The following is a 24135-nucleotide window of genomic DNA, read 5'->3' as shown; positions in this document are numbered from 1 at the left end:
GATAGATGGTGATCAGTTGGTGAAGAGTGAACAGTCAACTCTTCACCTCAGCGCGTTTCTGGCCTGTTTCCGGCAACCATCACCGCAATACGATGGTTATGAGGGGGGGATAAAAAGTTTTTTTGGGTTTTACTGTTCACACTGTTCACCTTTGCTTTTTTATCAATAATTTCATAGTGATACAGGGTGAATATACGGTGAAGGGTGAACAGTGTAGTGTTCACCCTGTGGCAATTGCCGGAAAGAAAAAGACCGGCTGTTGCCGGTCTGGAGTTGGTTAAGTCGCTGCGGGTTCGTCGCATTTCGGCAGCCAGTCGCCGTAGCTTTCCTCTTTCAGTGACAGGTTAGTCTGTATCCCCTGCTTTGTGTGCCGCTTCTCATAATTCAGGCCGTACTCTTTCAGCATCATGGGCAGCCCCAGCCCGAACATTTTCAGGCTGAGCACGTTCCTGTACCCGTTAGCCTCCATATAGGCCAGATACGCGTGATAGAGATATTTACGATAATTGCGCGGGACGATGCTGGCATTACCCATAAACATCCCGTTGGTCTGCGGCAGCATTTCCAGATAGCCGCAAAAATCAAACGTCGGGTCAGCATCGCGCTTGATGCTGAGCGCCTCGTCGGAGTTCTGCTGCGACTGGAGCAGTGCGCGCGCTGCCATCGGGTCGCTGAATTTCTGCATAAGCTGGCGCACGATAACGGCCAGCTCGCGCGCAATTTTATCCCTGAGTTGCGGGTCGCGTTCCTCCGGGGCAATCTGCTCCGGGAAATGAATAATCACCCGGCGACGCGACACACCGCCACTGCGGTCAGTGAAGCGCATTGGGTTATTGTTCACGGCCAGAATCACCGCCGGAATATGCGTTGAGTACGGATTCTGGTATTTCGGGTCAACTGAAACTGCATCACCGCCGGTGATGGCCTTGAGTCCTGCGCCGTCACCGCTCCATTTTTCCTGGTCTGGCAGACGGATCAGCGAGAAGCCAATCAGGGAGGCACGCTTGCGCGGGTCTTCCAGCGTGTCGATGTCGGCCGACGTGGCGTTATCCTCCCCGGCGAGCAGGGTCGCGATTTCGGCCAGAATACTTTTCCCGCTCCCGCCGGGACCGGTGACTTCGAGAAAGAGCTGCCAGTCGTAGCGGTTCGCCAGCACCATAAACAGCGCGGCCAGAATCACGTCGCGTTTTTCTGGTCTGCTACCGGCAGCACGGTCGAGCCAGCGCCAGAAATTCGGGGCATGGGTCTCCAGTGTTTCCCCCTCAACAGGCGGGGTAAAATCCACGTCGCACAGCGTGCGCAGCCAGTACGATTTGCTGTGCGGGCTGAACAGGCCGCTCCGGGTATCGAGTACCCCGTTGCGAAAACCAATCAGACGGCGTGCCGGTGCGGCCTGCTGAGGAATAATCAGCTTCAGCGTCTCTACCACTGAGGTGATTCTCCCCGACGAGAACGGAGCGCGCAGGCGCTGGAAAAGCCCGGCTACGTCGCGTTCGAAACTGGACGGCTGAACGACTTTCCATATCCCTGCTTCATAACGGGACAGGAGCTGGCCGTTCGCATCCACCGCCAGCGCTTCGCCGTAATGCTCATGTACCCGCCAGGCCTTGTCGCTGGCACTCATGGCGGTAAATTCCGCCTCGCTCATGGTGTCGAACGGGCTTTGTGCCGGTGGCCGGATGGCGTCATAAATCGCTTTTCGCGTGGCCTCCCCGCCGTGCTGCATAAACGCATCATTCCAGTCACCGAACACCGGAGGCAGGGCGACAATGCCCTCACAGGCTTCTGCGGCCGCGGTGGCTTTTGTCTGGCCATCGCCGCTAAGGTCACGGTCAGCAGCGAGGACAATCTGACAGGCCGGGTGTTTCTGACGGGCAAGGCTCGCCAGAGAAAGGAGGTTCACGGACGACAGCGCCACCATGACAGTTTCACCGGTCAGGTGATGCACGGTGAGCGCGGTCGCATAGCCCTCCGCTATCCACAGGCGTTTTCCGGCCTGTTTTTTCCCTTCGATGACATGACATGCCCCTTTAACCTGACCGCCTTTCAGGGTGCGTTTGAGACCCTCAGAATTGATAAGCTGAAGGTTAACCAGCGCACCGGAATCGTCATACAGCGGGACAACCACATCACCGGCGCGGAACGTCACGCCGCCGGTTTTTTGCATAACCGACAGTACCGGACATTCCCGGTCGGGGAAGCCCTTGCGGGTCAGATAGGCGTTGCCGCTGGCCGTGCGGGTTTTCCCCATGAGCCTGACGGCCAGTGCGGCCGCCGCCTTGCGTTCAGCCTCCGTTTCAGCCTCTGCGGCCGCAATCATTTCCGGGGCAACCGGCGGCAGGTTGCCGGTCACGGCGTTCACCTTCCCGGCAGCCTCTGATGCGGTCACGCCGAACACTTTCTCGACCAGCTTAAGCCCATCACCCGCACCGCACTGGTTGCAGAACCATGTGCCTCGCCCCTCTTTATCGTCAAAGCGGAAACGGTCAGAGCCACCGCACACCGGGCAGGACTGATGGCGATTTTTAATCACCTTCACGCCCAGTGCAGGGAGAATGTTCGGCCAGTGGCCGCACGCCTGTTTTACGGTTTCCGTTACGTTCATTTTCATCTTTTTTTCTCCCTCAGTGCACAACAGGCGATTGAATGTGACGGGCGCAGAGTTCATCCATTACTGCGAGCCCGAGAAAGGACAGTGAGGGCGCGGCCTTGAGTGGTCCGTCTTCCATCAAATCTTCCAGCAGTGCACAGGCAATCTGACGGCCTTTTTCCTCGCCGTGCTGGCGCAGGTAGAAGCCCTCCAGCTCGTCGGCAATCGCACTTTCCAGCGCGTCGAGGGTGAGGTTTGGGTAGCGGCGCTGACGCTTGCATACCGTCAGCCATGCACAGGCCACGGCGCGGCGATAGAGCGCGGCGCGTAATACGGGTGAAAGAGGCTTTTTCATACGTTGCCCTCCCCGGTCAGCCAGCGCTGATTGCAGCGTTCGACCACGCCGTCGAGCTGGGCGGTCATAAGGTAAATCACGGAGGTGAGCTTTAACTGCTGCGCAGGGTCACGACGAACGGTGGCGCAGTCCTGCACCTGCATCAGTTCGTTGACGAGCTGGCCGACATTGCGCATATGCTCAAGGCATTCGAGGTCACGGGCGGTAATGGTGGTGTGTCTCATGCGCGCACCTCCACAACCGGCAGACGGCCAGCAAACGAGAGGACGTAATCGCGAACGAGGGAACGACGTGCAGCGTGTTCATCACCGGCAACGGTGCGGAGCATACAGATACGGGGTTTACGGTCTGCGCGACGAACGGCGGCAAACACAAAGACAAATTGCGGGTGTGATGGGGTGAGGATAGTAGCCATGATGGCAGCCTCCAATAAGTAGCGGTTGCTGCTACCACCGGAAACGCCAATTTCACTGGTGGCAGCCCGAACGGGGTTGGCGTAACCGGCCTTATTGGAAACCGGCCAGCCCGAAGGCTGCCCCGCCCGGACTACCATTATCTTGCTGGAACAATGGTGTACACATAGACACCACAGCCCGGAAAATGGGTGTGCCTGAGCTACGACGTAAAAAAAGACGCAAGGCGCGTCTGAAGTCGCCAATAAGTTACACGGAACGCCAATTCCGGCTGCCGATTTTGCGACAGCGGGAAAACTATACCTGGAAACGGCGACAGGAAGCAAGCCAGAAAAAGGGGGGGTTTGCTGAACGGTCATCATCATGCGTCATAGCCCCGGTTACGTTCGGCAATGCGATCCGCCATCCATGCAGTAATTTCAGACTGCGCCCACGCCACGTTTTTTCCGCCCAGGCTGATTTGTTTCGGGAAAGCCTCCCGGCTGATGAGGTCGTAAATGGTCGACCGGGACAGGCCGCACAGATGCATCACTTCAGGCAGGCGGATAAAGCGCTCCTGAACGGCATCAGAGACCGACATCAGCGGCGCGACAGGGGCAGAAGACGGGGAAGAAAAATCGGTGTGCATCGGGCTACCTCATAATGTCCATACAGTGCCGGTCATGTCCGTCCGGCTTCGGGTAGCTCCTTATTATGTCTATATTTTTCCTCAGGTCATGTGAGATTTTTGGGGAAACAAACATTGACTTTTCGCTATGGCAAACAAAGGAAAACGCTGGCAAACATATGCAAATCACTGCATTACAATGCAGCAATTTCTATTGCTTTTAGTTATACATTTTTCATTTTTAATCGAAATAAAGTCTAAGTGGTATAGACAGAGCAAAACAGGAGGGTGAACAGTGGTGAACAGACGGTGAACAGTCATGCCGTCAACTGTTCACCCTTTATCTTACTGTATTTCTTATATTTTTATTTAAGGTGAACAGTGGTGAATAGTTCTAAGTAAAAAAACAAACGATGAGCAAGGTTTTGCTGAGACCTTTCTCTGGCAAGCCGGGTTTTGAGTGCTGTTTGTGCCAGAACTGCCACAACTGCAATCAATCGAGATGTTGTGTGATGAAGGGCAGAATCATTTCAGGTTGAACACACGGAGAGCCTGAACATGAAACCCGAAACAGTCATTACCCCCCTGCAGAATGTAGCCGCCCAACAGTCCGCAGAGAGCAGCCAGCGCATCACAGACAAGCTGAGCGCATTCACTGCGGCCAGAAACACACATGCGGCCAGCATGAAGGAACTGAAAGAGATTGATACGTCCATTGAACGCTGTAAGCAGGAGCGGCAGACCGCCCTAAGTGAGAGTGCAGAGGCGGAGCAGGACTGGCGCAGTCGCTTCCGAACTCTGCGCGGCAATCTCACCCCTGAAATGAAAGCTGAGCACAGCAGGCGTATCGCCAGTCGCGAGCTGGCCGACGAGTTCACCGGCCTGATTGCGGAGCTGGAAACTGACCGGACACGCGCCATGCTGAATGCCTGCTCGACCGCCAGTAAATACCTGTCAGCGCATGATGATGCCTTTACCACTTATGCCGGTGCGGAATGGGCTCAGGCGGTCAACACGCTCCCCGCCGCGCTCATTCGTGCTTTCCTGCTGCGCATTCGCGCCCTCGAAATGCAGGGTGACAGTGCACCCCAGTCCGTTGTCGTCGGCGAGCTGCGCGATGCGCTGAGCCGTCAGGGCAGTCTGTATCACTTCGATATGAAGCAGGAGCCGGTATTGTCTGTGACGGGCATGCACCGGCCGCAGATTAACGGTGTGGATATGGAGCTGTTACGCAGCCCGGCGAAGAGAATGATGCTCGCCAGAAAACTGGCTGATAATGGCGAGACAAAAGCGGAGGCATAAGTATGTTTCACTGCCCGTTCTGCAAAACCAGTGCGCACGCCCGCACCAGTCGCTATCTGTCTGAGAACGTCAAACAACGCTATCACCAGTGCGTGAACGTCGAGTGCTCGGCAACCTTCCGTACACTTGAATCCGTTGACGGTATTATCCGTTCACCGGTTACTGAGCCGGTTATCCCTGTACCCGCACCGGCGGCCACCGTTAACCGTGCCGGTGCGTGAGCACGGCCAGACATCAGGAGAGATATACGTGACCACACTGACGCTACAGAAAGCCTTTGAGGCCTGTCAGGCAAACAAATCCGCCTGGCTGCAACGCCGGGATGAACTGAAGCAGGCCGAACAGGCATACCGCGAACAGCTTGCCGGTAACGGCCGCAGCGGCCGGAGCCTGCAAACCCTGCGCGAAATTATCGACGTGAAAAAGTGGGAAATTAACCAGGCTGCCGGGCGTTATATTCGCTCGCATGAGGAGGTGCAGCGAATCAGCATCCGTAACCGTCTGAATGATTTTATGCAGGCACATGGCGCGGAGCTGGCCGCCGCCCTTGCCCCGGAGCTGATGAATTATTCCGGGCAGCATTCCGCCATTCAGCGCTGCGCCATGCAGCATTCACTCGACTATCTGCGTGAGGCGCTGCAGGTCTGGCTGGCCGCCGGTGAAAAAATTAATTATTCGGCGCAGGATAATGACATTTTAACGGCCATCGGATTCAGGCCTGACGCGGCTTCGCGCGATGATAATCGTGAAAAATTCACACCCGCACAGAACCTGAATTACACCCGCCGACGCGCAGAGCTGGCCGCGCAGTAGTCCTTTCAAAAATTCCCGAAAATCCCGCCTTTTTCCAATAAAAAAGCCATGCATGCATAAGGTGCATGGTTTTGCATGCGTTTTACCGATACTGGAACCCCCGCCAGCGCCAGCACTGGCGCGCCCTGAGGCCGGTCATGCACCTGCATTAAAAGCGCCCCCTTAAGCGGGCAGGCGTGGCGGGGAGAGCATTGCGCGCTTCAGATGTTAATCGTTTTTAGCAGTTTAATGTCACTGAGTTATTGGAGATGAGTTATAAACCGCATCTCTATGACGATGTGATTTCTGATGACGTGACTAAAGCGTAATATGCTGTAATGACCCTCTAATGGTCGGAGGTTTAGAGCATTACCTAATGGGGGCTTGGGGTTGTTCTGAACTAATTTAGGTAGTATTTAAACGAATTTGGAGAAGATATGGATAAAAATTTAATAGATTTTCTTTTGCAAAGTCAATTATATGACGATATTGATTCCTCACAGGTATATTCGAATGTTCCTGATTCAGATTTTGTGAGGTTGTTAGAGGAGTATTACAGTTATTCTTCAGAAGTGGATGCTCAAGCTAAGTATTTTCTGGAGGATGATGGGTTTTTGAATTTATATATGACGGATATAAATGATTCTAGTTTTTATTACAAGGCTCTTCTTAGCATTGATAATATAATAATTAATGATGAAATTATTGAGTGCTATTACCAAGCTAAACGCACGGATATCGATGAAACGATGAGTAATATGCTTTGGGAAAAGGATTCAAACATCATTCCAAAGTTAAAGTCTCAGGTGGCAAATTTTATAAATTTTATAAGAAAAAACAAAGATCTTATTGCTATAGGTTCTATACAGATTGTTGGGAGAAAATCGAGCGCGTATCACTATGTTACAAAGCAAGCTGTGCTTCTGAATGATGCCGATGAGGAAAAGTTGCATGAAATGATATCCAATCCGGCTATTGTCAGCGAATATTTAAATGCTGCAAGTTATAGGAGTTGTAAGCGCCTATCTGCTGAAGGGCATATAAAAATACTAGACGCTCAAGAAATAAGTGATTTTATTATTATTAATTTGAGTGATTGTACTAGTGACTATGTGAATTGTTATAACTACTCTACAATGGAGGTTATTGATTATGATCAAAGTAGCGGGTTGTTGAGATTCCAAATAAAAAAAGACACACCTCCTGAGACTGAAGAAATTTTCAAGAACTGGGTCAAATCCTCCATTCACAGAACAATTTCTCAGCATTACAATAGTTTTTCTATAGATTATGGATTTGCCTATTATCTAAATTCATCATTCACAACTACATGTCCTTTTATTAATAAAATACTTCCTTATCTAAATGACGGTTCAAGTGTTATTCAAAAAATGGTTGAAGTTGATTCTCCAATATTGAATAATCTTTCAATTGATTATATCGCAAATGTCAAAAAAGACTATGGTGAGAGTTTTAATGCTTATAAGTTAATCCTTAAAGATATAGCTAGACGGATTCAATTTGCAAGTAGTGAAAACGAGATAATAGGATTACATCAAGAGCTTAAAGAGAAAATTATAGATGAAGGTATGCCTGAAGTTAAAAAGGCAATAAAAGATATGAAAAAGAATGTTGTTTTAAATTCAGCTTTTGATTTTGGGTTGCTGGCGGTTGGGTTAACTACAATGCCAGCAAGTTTTCTTGCAGTAGCTTTGCAAGCAGGAAAAACAGTTTATGATTATAATAATAGAATGGCGGCGATTAAAAACCACCCATCCTATTTTATACTCAAATCAAAATGATTTATCATGCTGGCAATTTATAATATGCATATAAGTTGTCAGCATACCATTGCATCATTTCACTGCGTTTTTCAAAATATAGCGCATGATTATAAATGCCTCGTATACTGTTTTTATCAGCATGTGCTAACTGCATTTCAATCCATGCACTATCAAACCCCTGTTCATGTAAAATTGTCGACATTGTATGTCTAAAACCGTGACCGGTAGCACGTCCTTTGTAACCAAGCAACTCAATTACCTGTGACACACTTTCTTTTGAGATCGGTTTACTACGGTTGTTCCTGCCAATAAAAATATAAGGGTAGTGACCAGTAATAGGCTTGAGTTGCTTGAAAAGGTCGATTACCTGAGTAGAAAGCGGCACTATGTGAGGCCTGCGCATTTTCATCCTTTCTGCTGGGATTTCCCAAATACCTTTCTCAAGGTCAACTTCATCCCACGTAGCAAAGCGCATCTCTTGTGTTCGAACACCAGTTAGCATAACTATTTTTGTCGCATTCTTAGTGATGATGCTGCCGGTATACGCTTCAAGATCACGAATAAAATGAGGTAACTCTTCAGCGGATAAAAATGGATGATGCTTTTGCTTCGGAACGGTCAAAGCAATAGCCAAATCAGGAGCAGGATTGTATTCTGCGCGGCCAGTTATGATTGCATAGCGATAGACCTCGCCGCATCTTTGGCGCACTTTTCTGGTCTTCTCTAGTGCTCCACGCTTCTCTATTCGTCTCAATACTTCAAGCAGTTCTAACGGTTTGATTTCACTGATAGGGCGTTTACCAATGAACGGGAACACATCTTGTTCAAATGTCTTAATGATTTCTTCGCGATAGGCCACTGTCCAGCGGTCAGCTTTGTTGGTGTGCCATTCTCGACATATGGCTTCGAATGAATTCTCTGTTGAGAGTTGCTGTGCCAGCTTTTGGGCTTTACGTTCTTCTACTGGGTCTATGCCGTTTGCTACCTGCTTACGAGCTGTATCGCGTTTCTCACGTGCTTCTGCAAGGCTCACAAGGTCGTAGCTGCCAAATGACATTAGCCGTGCTTTACCGGCAAAACGAAAGCGGAAGCGCCAGCCCTTTGAGCCGTCTGGATTGATGAGTAATGACAGGCCTTGACCATCGTTCAATGTGTAGGGCTTGTCTTGGGGCTTTGCTCGTTTAATTTGAATGTCTGTGAGTGGCATGTGTATAAGTCAAAAATGTGTATAAAAGATCTATACACATCACTATACATATTTTTCACGGATTCAGGGAGAACTTGTCGGACGTTTACGGATGAGTGATTTACTATGTATACTGAAAATAAAGGATTTTTATACGTTCCCGGATAGCGGCGGAGGAATTTTGGCGGAAGATCACAGGAGTCGAACCTGCCCGGGAACGCTGGCGCCCCCAACTGGATTTGAAGTCCAGCCACCTCACCGGAGATGACGATCTTCCGCGCCTGCATTGCTACATGGAGGCGGGGCGCATTATAGCTACTTTCAGGCATTTACCACATACCCCACACCACTTTTTTCACCTCTCTTTTGACCTTAACCCCCCTGTTTCAGCTAATTCTTAAGAAAATCCTCAGGTTAGCATTTCGTGCTCATCAACTTTTATCCCGATCACAAAAAACAAGAAACGTAATCTCTTAACCAGAAAACGCAATACCCGCCCCTGAAACAATGGTTTAAAAAACGGTAACCGGTCTCAGCGCCCCCTACAGCGTGAAGGATAAAAATATGAGCGAAGTCCTGTCAGTAAAAGAGAAGATTGGCTACGGCATGGGAGACGCCGCCAGCCATATCATTTTTGATAACGTCATGCTTTATATGATGTTTTTCTACACCGATATTTTTGGTATTCCCGCCGGGTTTGTCGGCACCATGTTCCTGCTGGCCCGCGCGCTGGATGCGATCTCCGACCCGTGCATGGGGCTGATTGCCGACCGCACCCGCAGCCGCTGGGGTAAGTTCCGTCCGTGGATTTTGTTCGGCGCGATCCCGTTCGGCATCGTCTGCGTGCTGGCGTATACCACGCCGGACCTCAGCCTCAACGGTAAAATGGTTTACGCCGCCGTTACCTACACCCTGCTGACCCTGCTCTATACCGTGGTCAACATCCCTTACTGCGCGCTGGGCGGCGTGATCACCAACGACCCGACGCAGCGTATCTCCCTTCAGTCCTGGCGCTTTGTGCTGGCGACGGCGGGCGGCATGCTCTCCACGGTGCTGATGATGCCGCTGGTGAACCTGATTGGCGGTGATGACAAAGCATTCGGCTTTCAGGGCGGGATCGCCGTGCTGTCGGTGGTCGCGTTCCTGATGCTGGCGTTCTGCTTCTTCACCACCAAAGAGCGCATCCAGGTGCCGCCGAGCACCACCTCCATGCGTGAAGATCTGCGTGATATCTGGCAAAACGACCAGTGGCGCATCGTCGGCGTGCTCACCATCCTCAACATTCTCGCCGTCTGCGTGCGCGGGGGCGCGATGATGTACTACTGCACCTGGATCATGGGTTCGCCGGAAGTGTTCGTCGCGTTCCTCACCACCTACTGCGTCGGCAACCTGATCGGCTCCGCGCTGGCGAAACCGCTCACCGACTGGAAGTGCAAGGTCAGCATCTTCTGGTGGACCAACGCCGCGCTGGCGGTGGTCAGCGTGGCGATGTTCTTCGTGCCGATGCATGCCACCGTCCTGATGTTCGGCTTCATCTTCGTTATCGGCGTGCTGCACCAGCTGGTGACGCCGATTCAGTGGGTAATGATGTCCGATACCGTCGACTACGGCGAATGGACCAACGGCAAACGTCTGACCGGCATCAGCTTTGCGGGCACGCTGTTCGTGCTGAAACTCGGCCTGGCGCTGGGCGGGGCGATGATAGGCTGGATGCTGGCAGGCGGCGGCTACGACGCGGCAGCCAAAACCCAGAACAGCGCGACCATCAGCATCATCATCGGCCTGTTTACCCTGGCACCGGCGATCTGTTACGTGCTGAGCGCCATTATCGCCAGGCGCTACTACACGCTGAAAACCCCCTTCCTGACCAAAATTCTGCGCGAGCTGGCGCAGGGCGCGCGCCGCAATCAGCAGGAGTTTGAAAACCTGCCGGTCAGCAAAGAATTGCAGAACTAAGAGGACGTAAGCATGAAAATCAGTGATGGAAACTGGCTTATTCAACCGGGCCTGAATGTGACCTATCCGGTGCAGGTGTTCGACGTGGAGCAGCAGGGCAATGACCTGGTGGTGTATGTGGCGCCGCGTGACGTGCGCGAACGCACCTGGCAGCTCGACACGTTGATGTTCACGGTGCGCCTGTTTGCCCCGCAGGAAGGGATTGTCGGGGTGCGCATTGAGCACTTCCAGGGTGCGCTGAACAACGGCCCGCACTATCCGCTGAACGTTCTGAAGGATGTAAAAGTTGAGATTGAAAACAACGCCGAATTTGCCGAGCTGAAAAGCGGCAGCGTCAGCGTGCGCGTCGCCAAAGGCGAGTTCTGGGCGCTGGATTTCCTGCGCAACGGCCAGCGCATTACCGGCAGCCAGCTGAAAAACAACGGCTACGTGCAGGACAGCAATACCGATCGCAACTATGTGTTTGAACGTCTGGATCTGGGCGTGGGGGAAACGGTCTACGGCCTGGGCGAGCGCTTTACCGCGCTGGTACGCAACGGCCAGACGGTCGAAACCTGGAACCGCGACGGCGGCACCAGCACCGAGCAGTCCTACAAAAACATCCCGTTCTACCTGACCAACCGCGGCTACGGCGTGCTGGTGAATCACCCGGAGAACGTCTCGTTTGAAGTCGGCTCCGAAAAAGTCTCCAAAGTGCAGTTCAGCGTGGAAGGGGAGTATCTCGAGTACTTTGTGATCGACGGCCCGACGCCGAAAGAAGTGCTGAACCGCTATACCCGCTTCACCGGCCGTCCGGCACTGCCGCCTGCGTGGTCGTTCGGCCTGTGGCTGACCACCTCCTTCACCACCAACTACGACGAAGCGACGGTTAACAGCTTTATCGACGGCATGGCCGAGCGCGACCTGCCGCTGCACGTGTTCCACTTCGACTGCTTCTGGATGAAGGCCTTCCAGTGGTGCGACTTCGAGTGGGACCCGGTGACCTTCCCCAATCCGAAAGGCATGATCCGCCGCCTGAAAGAGAAAGGGCTGAAGGTCTGCGTGTGGATCAACCCGTATATCGGCCAGAAATCGCCGATCTTCCGGGAGTTGAAAGAGAAGGGCTACCTGCTCAAGCGCCCGGACGGCTCCCTGTGGCAGTGGGACAAATGGCAGCCGGGGCTGGCGATCTATGACTTCACCAACCCGGACGCGTGCCGGTGGTATGCCGACAAGCTGAAAGGCCTGGTGGAGATCGGCGTCGACTGCTTCAAGACCGACTTCGGCGAGCGTATCCCGACGGAGGTCCAGTGGTTTGACGGTTCCGATCCGCAGAAGATTCATAACCATTACGCCTACATCTACAACGAACTGGTGTGGAACGTGCTGAAAGAGACGGTGGGAGAAGAAGAGGCGGTGCTGTTTGCCCGTTCTGCCTCCGTGGGTGCGCAACAGTTCCCGGTACACTGGGGTGGCGACTGCTACGCCAACTATGAGTCGATGGCCGAAAGCCTGCGCGGCGGGCTGTCGATTGGCCTGTCCGGCTTCGGGTTCTGGAGCCACGATATCGGCGGGTTCGAAAACACCGCTCCGGCGCACGTCTACAAACGCTGGTGCGCGTTCGGGCTGTTCTCCAGCCACAGCCGCCTGCACGGCAGCAACTCCTACCGCGTGCCGTGGGCGTACGATGACGAGTCCTGCGATGTGGTGCGCCACTTCACGCAGCTGAAATGCCAGCTGATGCCGTACCTGTATCGTCAGGCGGCGCTGGCCCGCGAGTTCGGCACGCCGATGCTGCGGGCGATGATGCTGGAGTTCCCGGACGATCCGGCGTGCGATTACCTCGACCGCCAGTACATGTTGGGGGATTCAATGATGGTGGCGCCGGTGTTCTCCGAGGCGGGCGACGTGCAGTTCTACCTGCCGGAAGGGCGCTGGACGCACCTGTGGCACAACGATGAAATCGAGGGTAGCCGCTGGCATAAGCAGCAGCACGATTTCCAGAGCCTGCCGGTCTATGTGCGCGACAACACACTGCTGGCGCTCGGCAATAATAACCAGAAGCCGGACTATGCGTGGCACGAGGGGACGGCCTTCCAGCTCTTTAACCTGAGCGATGGCGCAACGGCGGTGAGTGAAGTGCCTGCGGCGGACGGCTCTGTGGTGTTTACGCTGAAGGCGTCACGTCAGGGCGACGTCGTGACCTTTACCGGCGCGGGAGATGCGCAAAACTGGTCGGTGTGCTTGCGCAACGTGCAGAAGGTCGGCGGCGTAAAAGGCGGTTCACATGCGGGCAGCGAATGGGGTGTGGTGGTGAAAGCCGAGGGGGATGAGGTGGTGGTTCACCTCTGAGCTGGAAAAATGCCCGGTGGCGCTTCGCTTACCGGGCCTACGGTAATTATGCGGTCTGATGCCCTCACCCACGGTAGAAGGAACCAAAACCTCGTAGGCCGGGTAAGGCGAAGCCGCCACCCGGCTTTTTACTGTGCCGGAGCTACCGTCGACACCATCCTGCCGGTCATCTTCTGTTGCACCTGCCGTTTATCCATATTCACCGCGCTCAGCTTCCCATTCACCGTCGGCTTCAGCGGCGCATTGGCCTGCACGCTGCCGCTGGCGGTGAGCTGAATATTGCCGTCGCCTGCAATCGGCAGCGCTGGCCAGCCCCACTGCTGCAAAACGTTGAGTGGTACACCGCGCCCGTTCAGGCTCACGGTGGTTTGTCGCTGTGGCAGCTGTGACACGGTGGCGGTCGCTTCCAGGATCCCTTTCTCGGTAAAGGCGCTCAGATCGGTAATATTTACCGTTGCGGCGTTGGCATTCAGCGCCAGCGACGGGCGACGCACGTCGACGCGGTTAAAGGTTGCTGCCGCCCCGTTGAGGGTTGCGTTACCGCCCCACACGCCCCACTTGTGATCCTGCGCCAGCCGCAGATTAGCGCCATAACCGTCGAGGGAGGTGATCTGCCACGGGAACGCCGGATCGATGTCGATCACCAGGTTGCGGCTCAGGCCGAATTTTTTTAGCGTCACGCTGTTCAGCCATGCCGGAAGCGGGTCCATCCACAGCGTTTTCCAGTTTTCCGGAAGCGTATATTCCAGCCCGGCAATGGCAACGTCGTCCAGCACCAGCGCCTGACCCTCGCGCAGCCAGTTGCCGGAGGTGCGCACCATGCCCCCTTCCCAGCGGGAGGTGAACTGACGCAGCGCAATGCCCTGCGGGGAGAATTCCGCATTCAGGATAGGGTCAAACAGATGCAGCGAGCCGTAGATAAATTCGCTGGCGTTCATGGATAACCGTCCCTCCTGGCTTTGCCAGTCACCTTTACTCAGGGTGAGGTTACGCAGGCTGAGATCGAGGTCGGTTACCGCCCAGTCTGGCCCCTGTAGACGGGCATCGGTCACTTCCAGCCGCCCAATCTGTAACGAAGGCAGGGTGGAGAGAGGGGCGAAGAAATCCAGCAGCGATTTGTCGCTTTGCAGGCGGATCTCATTCAGACGCAGGGTGTTGATAACCCAGCCACCGTCGGCATTACGCAGAGCCGAGCCCGTCAGCGAGCCGCGCGCCATATCGGCACCGATGGTATTCAGCACCACCTCTTTGCCGTTGAGTTGTCCCTGAATCAGCACGTTGTTGGCCGGTATGCCGTTGAGCGTGAGCGACCCGGCGCTCATCTGGATTTGCGCATTTTTTCCCAGTACGTTCCCCGCCTCGGGCTGCCACGGGCTGACGCCGCCGGTCACCTTTTGCGCACTGAGATCCCACTCCGTATTCGGGCTGTTAAAGGCCATGTTATTCAGTTGCAGACGGTCGGCCTGGAACGGCAGCGGCGCCGTCTGCGGCGATAAATTCAGCGTGCCATCGAACAGGGTGATGGCATCCATATGCAGCGGGTCGGTGATCTGGCGGCTGCTTAAGCCAATATCCACTTTTTTAGCGACCAGCGTGGCCGGTTTGCCATCTCGTCCGAAGGTAACGTTTTCCAGAAGGATGTGAGAAGGGGATGAAAAGCGGTGATCCATCAGGTCAAAGTTGAGCTCGTAATCGGTATTCACCGTGATCCAGCTGCTGACCTGCGATGCGCCCCAGCGGGTCTGGAGCAGAAAATAAAAGGCGAGCACTACAATGAGCAGGGCTACCAGAAGATAGATAAGCAGCTTTCCAATAAATTTCATGGTCTTCCTTCCCGCGAAACGCACATAAGGGTGTTATGCACGATTTATGCGCAATGCTCAAGGCGGGAATGGTGTAAAGAGATGTCACGGCAGGCATTGACAGCCTGCCGTGTGGGGATCAGTTCTTTTCAGGCGGGAAAATGAGATTCAGCACAATAGCGGTAATACCGCCCGCGGCGATGCCGGAAGAGAGCAGGTTTTTCACCCAGTCAGGGGCAAACTGCAAAATCATCGGCTGCTGGGAGACGCCAAGCCCTACGGCGAGAGACAGCGCAATAATCATGATTGCGCGGCGGTTCAGCGGCTCGCGGGAGACGATACGCACGCCAGAGGCCGCGATGGTACCGAACATGACCAGCGTCGCGCCGCCCAGCACCGGCTCAGGGATGTGCTGCACAAACCCGCTCACCGCCGGGAACAGGCCGAGGACCACCAGCATCAGCGCTACCACGAAGCCCACGTAGCGGCTGGCCACGCCGGTCAGCTGGATCACGCCGTTGTTCTGGCCAAAGCAGGAGTTCGGGAAGGTGTTGAACACCGCCGAGACAAACGAGTTCAGTCCGTTCGCCAGCACGCCGCCTTTCAGACGTTTCATGTACAGTGGGCCGGAGACCGGCTGCTCGGACACGTCGGAGGTGGCGGTGATATCGCCAATGGTTTCCAGCGAAGTGATCATAAAGACCAGCATCAGCGGCAGGAGCAGACTCCAGTCAATGCCCAGGCCGTAGTAGAGCGGCGTTGGCACGGTAATCAACGCGCTGTTGGTTGGGGTGGTGTTTTCCGGCAGCATGCCCAGCGCCCACGCCAGCAGGTAACCGGCCGCCATGGCGATCACCAGCGATGCCACGCGCAGGTACGGGTTACGCTGGCGGTTAAGCAGAATAATGATCGCCAGCACGACGCCTGCCAGCAGCAGGTTTTTCGGCGCGCCGAAGGTATGGTCGCTCATTGCCGCGTAGCCGCCCCCGATGGAGGTCAGACCCACCTGGATCAGTGACAGGCCGATAATCATCACCACCACGCCGGAGACCAGCGGGGTGATCACCCGGCGCGCCAGGTGCAGAACGCGGGAAATGATCATCTCTGTGCAGCTTGCCAGCATCAGGGTGCCGAAAAGCGCCGCCATCATCGTCGGGACATCTGCGCCGCCGGTTTTCAGTGCCGTACCGCCCATGATCAGCGGCGCCACAAAGTTAAAGCTGGTGCCCTGAATCGACAGCAAACCCGAGCCCACCGGACCCCAGGCTTTAATTTGAATGATGGAGGCCACGCCGGAAGCGAACAGAGACATACTGATGATGTGTTGCGTATCCTGCGCCGGTAACCCCAGCGCCTGGCAAATCAGCAGAGCCGGCGTGATGACCGCAACGAACATCGCCAGCAGGTGCTGGCAGGCGGCAAACAGGGTTTGAGGCAGCGGGGGACGATCTTCAAGGCGGTAAATCAGTTCGCTGTTTTGCTTCTGCGCAATCGTTTGCGCATCAGCAGACTCCAGAGTGTTAACAGACATCGGCGGCAATCCCACGGTGGAAAAGCGGGCATTTTAGCTGACCACCTGGTAAAAGCAAACGATTGCCAGCAAAAAAAAGAGAGAAAATCTGCCGGTGTGAGCAGGTTTTCTACAACGAACAGGAAAAAAAAATTACACTTTTCGCGCCGGCGGCTCATGACGAGCATCACCCGGCCCAGGATAACGCCGCGTGTGTATGGAACACGCGCATAACAGGAGCCTTTTATGATTCATCTCGATACGTTGTCGACCCTTGTTGCCGCAACGCTGGTTCTTCTGCTTGGTCGCAAGCTGGTACACAGTGTTTCCTTTCTGAAAAAGTACACCATTCCTGAACCTGTCGCCGGTGGATTGCTGGTGGCGCTGGCCCTGCTGGTGCTGAAAAAAAGCATGGGCTGGGAAATCGATTTTGATATGTCCCTGAAAGATCCGTTGATGCTGGCCTTCTTTGCCACTATCGGCCTGAACGCTAACCTCGCAAGCCTGCGTTCGGGCGGCAAGGTGCTGGGCGTGTTTCTGATTGTTGTGGTGGGCCTGCTGCTGATGCAAAACGCCATCGGCATCGGTATGGCGTCGCTGCTGGGGCTGGATCCGCTGATGGGTCTGCTGGCGGGGTCGATTACCCTGTCAGGTGGCCACGGAACGGGCGCGGCGTGGAGCAAGCTGTTCATCGAACGCTATGGCTTTGAAAACGCAACGGAAGTGGCAATGGCCTGCGCGACCTTTGGCCTGGTGCTTGGCGGGCTGATTGGCGGCCCGGTGGCGCGCTATCTGGTGAAACACTCCACCACGCCGGAAGGCAGGCCAGACGATGAAATGGTGCCGACCGCATTTGAAAAACCGGACGTTGGCCGTAGTATCACCTCGCTGGTAATGATTGAAACCATCGCCATGATTGCCATCTGCCTTACCGTGGGCAAAATCGTTGCGCAATGGCTGGCGGGAACGGCTTTCGAACTGCCAACCTTTGTCTGCGTGCTGTTTATCGGGGTGATCCTGAGCAACGGTCTGGCGCAGATGGGCTTCTACCGCGTCTTTGAGCGCGCAGTGTCCGTGCTGGGGAACGTCAGCCTGTCGCTGTTCCTGGCGATGGCGCTGATGAGCCTCAAGCTGTGGGAACTGGCCTCGCTGGCGCTGCCGATGGTGGCGATCCTGGCGGTGCAGGCCGTGTTCATGGCGCTGTATGCCATCTTTGTTACCTGGCGCATGATGGGCAAAAACTATGATGCGGCGGTACTGGCTGCGGGCCACTGTGGGTTTGGTCTGGGAGCGACGCCAACGGCCATCGCGAATATGCAGGCGATCACCGAACGGTTCGGCCCGTCGCACATGGCGTTTCTGGTGGTGCCGATGGTGGGCGCATTCTTCATTGATATCGTCAACGCGCTGGTCATTAAGCTCTACCTGATGCTGCCGATGTTTGGCTGACCGTCAGGCGTTGGAATACCGCTCGGTTTCCGGCATCCAGCGTTCAATTAACGCTGCCGCCTGTTCGGGGTAGCGTTCATGAATATGACGCGCAAGGCGTTGTACTTCGGGGATCATGGCCTGATCGCGCAATAAATCCGCCACTTTAAACTCGGCGTTACCCGTCTGACGCGTGCCCAGCAGTTCGCCCGGGCCGCGGATCTCCAGATCTTTTTGCGCAATGACGAAGCCGTCATTGCTGTCGCGTAATACCTGCAAACGCATCTGCGCGGTTTTCGACAGAGGGGCTTTGTAGAGCAGCACGCAGTGAGAGGCGATCGCGCCACGGCCCACGCGGCCTCGTAGCTGGTGGAGCTGCGCCAGGCCCAGGCGCTCCGGGTTCTCAATAATCATCAGGCTGGAGTTCGGCACGTCCACGCCCACTTCGATGACCGTGGTCGCGATCAGCAAATGCAGCTCGCCCTGTTTGAACGACTGCATCACCGCCTGCTTCTCGGCAGGCTTCATGCGCCCGTGAACCAGACCGACGTTCAGCTCCGGCAGGGCGAGCTTTAACTCTTCCCACGTGGCTTCGGCAGCCTGCGCTTCCAGCAGCTCAGACTCTTCAATCAGGGTACAGACCCAGTAAGCCTGACGTCCTTCGTGGGTGCAGGCGTTGCGCACGCGGTCAATGATGTCGTTGCGGCGCGTGTCCGGAATGGCGACCGTCGTCACCGGCGTACGGCCCGGGGGGAGTTCGTCGATGGTGGAGGTATCCAGATCGGCATAGGCCGTCATCGCCAGGGTGCGCGGAATCGGCGTGGCGGTCATGATCAGCTGATGTGGGTGGAAGCCCTGTTGCAGACCTTTCTCCCACAGCGCCAGACGCTGATGAACACCAAAGCGGTGCTGTTCGTCGATAATCACCAGCGCCAGGCCGTTAAACTGCACCTGTTCCTGGAAAATGGCGTGCGTGCCGACAATCATCTGCACCTGCCCGCTGGCAATGGCTTCCTGCTGCGCAAGGCGCGCTTTGCCCTTCTGCTTCCCGGCCAGCCAGCCCACTTCAATTCCCAGCGGGGCAAACCAGTTCCGGAAATTGTTGGCGTGCTGCTCGGCCAGCAGTTCCGTCGGCGCCATCAGCGCCACCTGCTTACCGTGGGCGATGGCGCGCAAAGCGGCCAGCGCGGCGACCAGCGTTTTACCGGAACCCACGTCGCCCTGCACCAGGCGCATCATTGGCACATCCAGCGCCATATCGCGTTCGATCTCGGCAGTCACCCGCGCCTGGGCGCCGGTGGGTTTAAACGGCAGTGAGGCCAGCAGCTTATCTTTGAGCTCATCACGCTGGCTTAATGGCTGCGCGTGGAAACGCTGCGCACCTGCGCGCAGGGCCAGCATGCTCAGGTTGTGAGCCAGTAATTCCTCAAGGATAAGACGCCGTTGGGCGGGGTGTTTCCCGCTCTCTAAATCAACAAGCTGAAGCGTTGGCGGTGGACGGTGCAGGGTGCGCAACGCCTCCGGCAGGCTCATCATGCCCTGCGCCAGCTCCGGCGGCAGCAGCTCGTTAATGGCGCAGGTATCAAGCAGCTCCAGCGCCTGGTCGGTGAGCTTGCGCAGCGTAGCCTGCTTAATGCCTTCAGTGGTTGGATAGACCGGCGTGAGCGTCTCCTGTAGCTCAGGTGAGCTGAGATCGCCCTGCACGCGGTATTCCGGGTGGATCATCTCCGCGCCGTATTTGCCCCGTTTGGCTTCACCGTACGCAAGTACGCGTCGTCCAGTGGCAAGGCTATTTTTCATCGCCGCATTGAAGTTGAAAAAGCGCATGGTGAGAATGCCGGTGCCGTCGCTGATCTGGCAGGTCATCATCCTGCGTCCGCCAAAGGTGATGTTGCAGTTCAGCACTTCCCCTTCAACGGTGGCGTAAATAGCGGGCAGCAGATCGCCAATCTTATAAAGCTGAGTACGGTCTTCGTAACGCAGGGGGAGGTGGAGCAGGAGATCCTGCACGGTGTGCAGGCCTATCTTCGCCAGTTTACTGCTTTGTGCCGCGCCCACGCCCGTCAGGCTGTTGAGCGGTATGGCGTCCAGCAGGCGGCCTTTCATGATTTACCCCGCGTACTGCATGGTGGACCACCACTCGGCATCGGCTTCTATTTCGCCCTGCGCGTTGACGTGGGGGTAAGGCAATTTCTTCTGCTTCGCAACGCGAGCCAGCACCGGATAGCCACCTTCAAACAGCAGGCGCTGCTGCTCCTCTTCAGGCAGCATGCTGTTGCTGCGCTCGTACATTCCGGCATTCTGACGCTGGCGCTGCGCTTCATACAGGATCAGCGCTGAGGCGACCGACACGTTGAGTGACTGGACCATGCCGATCATTGGAATGATGATGTCCCGATCGGCCAAATCCAGTGCTTCCTGCGTGATCCCCGTTTTCTCCTGGCCCATTAAAATGCAGGTCGGACGGGTGTAGTCGATCTCACGGAAATCCACGGCTTTAGCAGAGAGGTTGGTTGCCAGAACCTGCATGCCACGCCCTTTCAGGTGCGAGACCGCTTCACCAATAGTCTGGTGAGTTTTCACGGATACCCAGCTGTTGCTGCCTGCGGCGGTGGAGGCCATGGTACGCATACGTGCGCCTGGCCAGACGGCGTGGACTTCATGCACGCCGACGGCATCTGCGGTGCGGACGATAGCAGAGACGTTATGAGGTTTATGGACCTGCTCCATGCAGACCGTCAGATCAGGCTGACGCCTGGCGAGCATTTCGCAGATTCGCTCGTAACGTTTTGAATTCATAATGCTAGTTTCGGTTACGGGTGACTTTAATGACATCCGGCATCACGCGGATCTTGCGCATAATATTGGCCAGATGCACGCGGTCACGGGCGGTCAGGCGAATAAAGGCGCTGTAAACGCGGCCATCTTTTTCTTCCGTATTCAGGCTTTGAATGTTGGACGAGGCCGTGTTGATCGCTGCCGTCAGGTTCGCCAGTGCACCCTGGTGGTTGAACATATCCACCTTGATTTCAGTGATAAATTCCTGCGCCGTCTCTTTATCCCACTCGACCGCCATGAACTTCTCTGGCTCTTTCTGATAGCCACGGATGTTACGGCAGGATTCATGGTGGATCACCAGCCCTTTACCTGGGCTGACGTGCGCAATAATCGGGTCGCCCGGGATAGGACGGCAGCATTTGGCGAAGGTGATGAGCACCCCGTCAGCGCCTTTGATCGGCAGGTGACCATGAGTTTGCGTGGTGGCAGGAACGGCTGTCGTTTCGCCTTGTTGCAGATTCTTCGCCACGACCACGCTCATGGCGTTGCCGAGACCAATCTCTGCCAGCAGGTCATCCAGCGAGGCGAGCTTCATACGCTCCAGCTCATGCTGAATGTTTTCTGGTGGGATCTCTGCCAGTTTGCGGCTGCCACCCAGCGCGTGATTGAGCAAACGACGCCCAAGGCTAACGGAGTCGTCGCGCTTGAGGTTTTTCAGCAGCTGGCGGATTTTTGCGCGCGCTTTTGAGCTCACGACAAAGTTCAGCCAGGCGGCGTTAGGACGTGCCCCCGGCGCGGTAATGATCTCCACCGTCTGTCCGCTGAAAAGCGGCTGCGACAGCGGATAAGGCTGCCTGTCGACGCGGGCACCTACGCAGGCATGGCCGATATCGGTATGCACGGCGTAAGCGAAGTCGACCGGTGTCGCGCCCGCAGGCAGTTCGACAATGCGCCCTTCCGGCGTGAAAACGTAAATCTCATCCGGGAAGAGATCGGATTTAACGCTCTCGATAAATTCAAACGAGCTACCTGCGCTCTGTTGCAGCTCCAGCAGGCTCTGCATCCAGCGCTGGGCGCGGATTTGCGCGGTGGTACTGCTTTCGCCGCCGTGCTCTTTATAAGCCCAGTGCGCCGCGACACCCATCTCCGCCATCTGATCCATATCTTCGGTACGAATCTGCACCTCAACAGGGACACCGTGCGGGCCAATCATGGAGGTGTGCAAAGACTGGTATCCGTTCGCTTTTGGAATGGCGATGTAATCTTTGACGCGCCCCGGACGCGGCTTGTACAGGCTGTGCATCTGCCCCAGCACGCGATAACAGGTGTCTGAATCGTGGACGATGACGCGGAACGCGTAGATATCCATGATCGAGTGAAAACGCTGCTCTTTAAGCACCATTTTGCAGTAGATAGAGTACAAATGCTTTTCGCGACCGCTCACGCGGCACGGAATGCCCGCTTCCTGCAAACGCCCTTCGATTTCAGAGAGGATCTTTTGAATCATCTCTTTACGGTTACCGCGAGCGGCTTTCACCACCTCTTTAATCACGCGATAGCGGTTCGGGTACAACGCCTCAAAACCCAGCTCTTCCAGCTCGGTTTTAATGTGATGAATACCTAAACGGTGCGCCAGCGGACTGTAAATTTCGAGGGTTTCACGGGCGATGCGGCGACGTTTATCCGGGCGAAGTGAGCCCAGCGTGCGCATATTGTGGGTGCGGTCAGCCAGTTTGATGAGAATGACGCGGATATCCTGCACCATCGCCATGATCATCTTGCGGAAGTTTTCGGCCTGCGCCTCTTTCTTGTCGCGGAATTTCAGCTTATCAAGCTTAGAGACCCCTTCCACCAGCTCGGCAACGCTTTTGCCAAACAGCTGTTCCATGTCCTGGTAGGTGGCAGGGGTATCTTCAATCACGTCATGCAGCAGGGCGGCCATCAGCGTTTCGTAGTCGAGTTTCATCTCGGCCAGAATACAGGCCACCGCTACCGGGTGCGTGATATAGGGTTCACCGCTTGAACGTGTCTGGCCCTCGTGAGCGTCACGTGCAACGAGATACGCCTGCTGAAGACGCTTAATCTGGTCTTCAGGCAGGTAGGTTTGAATCAGTTGATTCAGGCTTTCAAACAGATACAAGGGCGACCCGCAGGTTTAATTAACGACGACCTTCAGCAATAGCGGTAACAGCTTGTAATTCAGCGGCTTCCTGCTCTTGCTGCTCCTGGCGCTCACGCACGTCGAGGATCTGGTTGTTGATCAGACCTTCTTCGATTTCGCGAAGTGCAATAACGGTGGTTTTATCGTTTTCTTCCGGTACCAGCGGATCTTTACCGCCTACCTGCATCTGACGAGCGCGACGCGCGGCGACCAGCACCAGGTCAAAACGGTTACCAATTTTCTCTACAGCGTCCTGAACAGTTACGCGTGCCATACTTAAAATGCTCCACAGGTGAAGAAATGACTGGGCATGATACTGAAAGTGGGTTCAGTCTGCCAACAGTTTGGTGATTAATGCGTCATGTCGCTGCTTCTGGCGGCTCATACGCAGACGTTCTGCGCGAAGGATAGTTTTGAGATCGCTCAGCGCGGCATCAAAATCATCATTCACAATAAGGTAATCATATTCCGCGTAATGGCTCATTTCTGCAACAGCCTGCGCCATACGCTTCGCGATAACTTCTTCGCTGTCCTGGCCGCGACCACGCAGGCGACGATCCAGTTCATCTTTCGATGGCGGTAAAATAAAGATACTGCGCGAATCAGGCATTTTCTTACGAATTTGCTGCGCGCCCTGCCAGTCGATATCCAGGAACACGTTCACGCCGGTCGCCAGAACCTGCTCAATGGTTTCACGCGAAGTACCGTAGTAGTTACCGAAAACTTCTGCATGTTCAAGAAACGCGTCTCTGCCAATCATCGCTCTGAATTCGTCGTGATTCACAAAGAAATAGTGTTCACCGTGCACTTCACCCGGACGCGGTGCTCGCGTGGTGTGAGAAACAGAAACCTGCGTATCGTACAACGGTTGGGTTTTTAACAGTGCCTGAATAAGGCTGGATTTACCCGCGCCACTAGGGGCAGAAACAATATAAAGCGTGCCTTGAGCCATGAGAGTCTTTTGTATGTGTTAACGAAGAAGTCCTACATACGGGCTTATTATACACGTCGCCGCTGTGTGACGTAGCCTTTGTCACACTTTTTCCCCTGGATGATTAAATTTTGCGTGCCGTTTTCAGCTTTTACCTTCTTTTTGCTGCAATAAAAACAATGCGCTGAAGCGCGCTCGTAAAATGCAAT

At 55.0% G+C, this 24135-nt stretch carries 21 protein-coding genes and 1 tRNA gene; 7 read left to right on the top strand and 15 right to left on the bottom strand.

What is annotated here, in order from left to right:
• Positions 1–277: 277 nt before the first annotated feature.
• Genes O1722_RS22715 through O1722_RS22695 form a run of 5 tightly spaced genes read right to left on the bottom strand, consistent with a single transcriptional unit; the run spans position 278 to position 3986 of the window.
• On the bottom strand, positions 278–2611 hold the full coding sequence (locus O1722_RS22715) for a primase-helicase zinc-binding domain-containing protein (protein WP_023302864.1): 2334 nt from the start codon (positions 2609–2611) through the stop codon (positions 278–280).
• Positions 2612–2624: 13 nt separating this feature from the next.
• Complete coding sequence (locus tag O1722_RS22710) at positions 2625–2945, bottom strand: DUF5375 domain-containing protein (RefSeq protein WP_023302865.1); 321 nt, start codon at positions 2943–2945, stop codon at positions 2625–2627.
• Positions 2942–3169, bottom strand: a complete 228-nt coding sequence (locus tag O1722_RS22705) for a hypothetical protein (protein ID WP_023302866.1) — start codon at positions 3167–3169, stop codon at positions 2942–2944. Before O1722_RS22705 ends, O1722_RS22710 begins: the two co-directional genes overlap by 4 nt.
• Entirely contained in the window at positions 3166–3723 is a 558-nt protein-coding gene (locus O1722_RS22700; RefSeq protein WP_023302867.1) for a host cell division inhibitor Icd-like protein, read from the bottom strand. The genes O1722_RS22705 and O1722_RS22700 overlap by 4 nt, the downstream gene beginning before the upstream one ends.
• Entirely contained in the window at positions 3720–3986 is a 267-nt protein-coding gene (locus O1722_RS22695) for a helix-turn-helix transcriptional regulator (RefSeq protein ID WP_023302868.1), read from the bottom strand. Before O1722_RS22695 ends, O1722_RS22700 begins: the two co-directional genes overlap by 4 nt.
• 537 nt (positions 3987–4523) lie before the next feature.
• On the opposite strand from O1722_RS22695, the gene O1722_RS22690 reads away from it, so the two are divergent.
• Genes O1722_RS22690 through O1722_RS22680 form a run of 3 tightly spaced genes read left to right on the top strand, consistent with a single transcriptional unit; the run spans position 4524 to position 6080 of the window.
• On the top strand, positions 4524–5267 hold the full coding sequence (locus O1722_RS22690; protein WP_023302869.1) for a hypothetical protein: 744 nt from the start codon (positions 4524–4526) through the stop codon (positions 5265–5267).
• A 2-nt stretch (positions 5268–5269) separates the two neighbouring features.
• Complete coding sequence (locus tag O1722_RS22685; protein ID WP_014830132.1) at positions 5270–5488, top strand: ogr/Delta-like zinc finger family protein; 219 nt, start codon at positions 5270–5272, stop codon at positions 5486–5488.
• 28 nt (positions 5489–5516) lie between these two features.
• Positions 5517–6080 carry a phage polarity suppression protein gene (locus O1722_RS22680; protein WP_023302870.1) on the top strand — a complete coding sequence of 188 codons (564 nt, stop codon included), beginning with the start codon at positions 5517–5519 and terminating at the stop codon, positions 6078–6080.
• A gap of 5 nt (positions 6081–6085) precedes the next feature.
• Here the strand turns inward: O1722_RS22680 and O1722_RS22675 are convergent, their stop codons facing one another.
• Complete coding sequence (locus O1722_RS22675) at positions 6086–6229, bottom strand: hypothetical protein (RefSeq protein WP_032667872.1); 144 nt, start codon at positions 6227–6229, stop codon at positions 6086–6088.
• 267 nt (positions 6230–6496) lie between these two features.
• Between O1722_RS22675 and O1722_RS22670 the strand changes: the two genes are divergently transcribed.
• A complete protein-coding gene (locus O1722_RS22670) occupies positions 6497–7861 on the top strand; it encodes a hypothetical protein (RefSeq protein ID WP_023302871.1) in 1365 nt (454 codons plus the stop codon).
• 4 nt (positions 7862–7865) lie between these two features.
• Here the strand turns inward: O1722_RS22670 and O1722_RS22665 are convergent, their stop codons facing one another.
• Together O1722_RS22665 and O1722_RS22660 are read right to left on the bottom strand one after the other, a co-directional pair.
• Positions 7866–9050, bottom strand: coding sequence for a tyrosine-type recombinase/integrase (locus O1722_RS22665; protein ID WP_023302872.1), 1185 nt, complete (start codon positions 9048–9050; stop codon positions 7866–7868).
• 161 nt (positions 9051–9211) lie between these two features.
• Positions 9212–9306 (bottom strand) — tRNA-Sec (locus O1722_RS22660).
• A 287-nt stretch (positions 9307–9593) separates the two neighbouring features.
• Here O1722_RS22660 and O1722_RS22655 point away from each other — a divergent pair.
• Positions 9594–10985, top strand: coding sequence for a glycoside-pentoside-hexuronide family transporter (locus tag O1722_RS22655; RefSeq protein WP_033487002.1), 1392 nt, complete (start codon positions 9594–9596; stop codon positions 10983–10985).
• A 12-nt stretch (positions 10986–10997) separates the two neighbouring features.
• A complete protein-coding gene (gene yicI, locus O1722_RS22650) occupies positions 10998–13316 on the top strand; it encodes an alpha-xylosidase (protein WP_033487001.1) in 2319 nt (772 codons plus the stop codon).
• Positions 13317–13444: 128 nt separating this feature from the next.
• Here the strand turns inward: yicI and O1722_RS22645 are convergent, their stop codons facing one another.
• On the bottom strand, positions 13445–15139 hold the full coding sequence (locus tag O1722_RS22645) for an AsmA family protein (protein WP_033487000.1): 1695 nt from the start codon (positions 15137–15139) through the stop codon (positions 13445–13447).
• Positions 15140–15257: 118 nt separating this feature from the next.
• Positions 15258–16649, bottom strand: coding sequence for a xanthine/proton symporter XanP (gene xanP, locus O1722_RS22640; RefSeq protein ID WP_033486999.1), 1392 nt, complete (start codon positions 16647–16649; stop codon positions 15258–15260).
• Positions 16650–16874: 225 nt separating this feature from the next.
• Here xanP and gltS point away from each other — a divergent pair, with 225 nt between their 5' ends.
• Positions 16875–18077: a sodium/glutamate symporter gene (gene gltS, locus O1722_RS22635; protein WP_006812438.1), complete on the top strand. Its 1203-nt coding sequence runs from the start codon at positions 16875–16877 to the stop codon at positions 18075–18077.
• Positions 18078–18080: 3 nt separating this feature from the next.
• On the opposite strand, the gene recG is transcribed toward gltS, so the two are convergent.
• Genes recG through gmk form a run of 5 tightly spaced genes read right to left on the bottom strand, consistent with a single transcriptional unit; the run spans position 18081 to position 23947 of the window.
• Positions 18081–20162 (bottom strand): ATP-dependent DNA helicase RecG, encoded by a 2082-nt coding sequence (gene recG, locus O1722_RS22630; protein WP_033486998.1) that lies wholly within the window; start codon positions 20160–20162, stop codon positions 18081–18083.
• Between the two features lie 3 nt (positions 20163–20165).
• Positions 20166–20855 (bottom strand): tRNA (guanosine(18)-2'-O)-methyltransferase TrmH, encoded by a 690-nt coding sequence (gene trmH / locus O1722_RS22625; protein WP_003860922.1) that lies wholly within the window; start codon positions 20853–20855, stop codon positions 20166–20168.
• A 4-nt stretch (positions 20856–20859) separates the two neighbouring features.
• Positions 20860–22974, bottom strand: coding sequence for a bifunctional GTP diphosphokinase/guanosine-3',5'-bis pyrophosphate 3'-pyrophosphohydrolase (gene spoT, locus O1722_RS22620; RefSeq protein WP_033486997.1), 2115 nt, complete (start codon positions 22972–22974; stop codon positions 20860–20862).
• Between the two features lie 19 nt (positions 22975–22993).
• Positions 22994–23269 carry a DNA-directed RNA polymerase subunit omega gene (rpoZ, locus tag O1722_RS22615; RefSeq protein ID WP_000135058.1) on the bottom strand — a complete coding sequence of 92 codons (276 nt, stop codon included), beginning with the start codon at positions 23267–23269 and terminating at the stop codon, positions 22994–22996.
• A gap of 54 nt (positions 23270–23323) precedes the next feature.
• A complete protein-coding gene (gmk, locus tag O1722_RS22610; protein ID WP_006177710.1) occupies positions 23324–23947 on the bottom strand; it encodes a guanylate kinase in 624 nt (207 codons plus the stop codon).
• Between the last annotated feature and the right edge of the window lie 188 nt (positions 23948–24135).

The organism is Enterobacter cloacae complex sp. HYC003_NIDB (genome assembly GCF_056673375.1).
Note: the sequence above shows the minus strand (reverse complement) of the source record. Positions and strands in the feature narration are given on the sequence as shown.